Raw genomic sequence first — 1,571 nt, 5'->3', positions numbered from 1 at the left:
GCGTCGCGTCCGCCGTGGGGGACGTGAACTCCTCGTGCGAATGAGGCGGGATTGCCGACGTCGCTCTGGGGGTATGCGATGCGTCGAGCCGGGGTGACATGAAGTCCTCCATCGTTCTCGGCATATGGCTGCCGATGCCAGTACGTGCGCTTCTGCGGTGTGCGGCGCCTCCAAAGCCGGCCGGATCGGATGTGTCCTCATCAGCCCTACCCGCTCGAGCAACAAGACCGCAAGTACGCTCCGTACGCTTATGTCCCAATTCTTATGATTGTTCGACTGCCGAATTCTGCGCAGAGGGCGTAGGGTTCGGAGGCGGTATCAGCAGATCGGACGTCGAGAGAGAGACGGCAATGGACCACGGGACGGTCGGCAGCGCGCAGTCGGGCCGGCTTCTGGTGGAGGTACGGGAAGAGGGAGCCAGCGCCGTCGTGATCCCGGCGGGCGAACTCGACCACCACACCGCCGAACTCCTCCGCGAGCCGTTGGAGCGCAACCTGGCGAAGGGGCGCACACGGATCGTGGTGGACTGCTCCCGGCTGGAGTTCTGTGACTCCACTGGGCTGAACGTGCTGCTCGGCGCCCGCCTGAAGGCGGAAGAGGCCGGCGGCGGTATCCACCTGGTGGCGATGCGGCCCGCGGTGGCGCGCGTCTTCGAGATCACCGGCGCGGACACGGTCTTCTCCGTGCACGACACGGTGGAGGGCGCGCTCGCGGAAGGCACGGGAACCGGCTGATCGGTGGCGGACGTCACGACAAGCGACGCCATGCGCAGTCGTTCGTGACATCTTGTGCTGAATCGGTGAAAGATGGCGGATAGGGCGAAACGGGGCGAATCGGTGAGTGTTCCGACGTCCGGGGCGGGCAGGAGAATTGCTGAGGACAGGGGGCGCCATGGACGGGGCCGGGCCGACGGCCCGAACCGTTTCCGACGCCCCGAAGACCCCGAGGTCCACTCGTGTATCGGTGAATCGGTGAGGTGAAGCGCTGATGAGCACCACCCGGCCCTATCCGCCGGGCGACCGCGGGCCGCAGCCCGGCGGCGCTTCTCCCGCCTCGCCCGTCACGGCGGTGAACGGGACGTCTCCCGACCTGGAACAGGTGACGGGGGCTGCGAACGGAGGCGCGCCGGTGGCGCCGGAGGTACGGCAACTGAATCTGGCGGGGGAGAGCGGCGTCGTTCCCCTCTCCCGCGACTTCACGCGACAGGCCCTGTACGCGTGGGGCTGGTTGCCGTCGTCCACGGACGACGGGCGCGCGGCGGCGGAGGACGTCCTGCTGATCGTGTCCGAGCTGGTCACCAACGCGTGCCTGCACGCGGAGGGGCCGGAGGCGCTGACGCTCACCTTCGACCGGAAGACGATCCGGATCGCGGTCACCGACCGGGGTGAGGGGCAGCCGACGCCGCGTACGCCGCATCAGGCGGGGCGGCCGGGCGGCCACGGCATGTTCATAGTCCAGCGGCTGTCGATGGACTGGGGGGTCGCCGCGGCCCCCGAGCTCCCCGGCAAGACCGTCTGGGCCGACCTCGCCCACCCCACCTCCTGACCCGCCGCCGCGGCGCGCCCCTCGCG

Annotated in this window: 2 protein-coding genes; both read left to right on the top strand. The window is 69.3% G+C overall.

Annotated features, from left to right (window positions below; translation table 11 throughout):
- Positions 1–350: 350 nt before the first annotated feature.
- Positions 351–734: an STAS domain-containing protein gene (locus tag ACOV8S_RS00225; RefSeq protein WP_448315147.1), complete on the top strand. Its 384-nt coding sequence runs from the start codon at positions 351–353 to the stop codon at positions 732–734.
- 253 nt (positions 735–987) lie between these two features.
- Entirely contained in the window at positions 988–1,545 is a 558-nt protein-coding gene (locus ACOV8S_RS00220; RefSeq protein ID WP_448315145.1) for an ATP-binding protein, read from the top strand.
- Positions 1,546–1,571: the final 26 nt, after the last annotated feature.

The organism is Streptomyces sp. CO7 (assembly GCF_053474865.1).
Note: the sequence above shows the minus strand (reverse complement) of the source record. Positions and strands in the feature narration are given on the sequence as shown.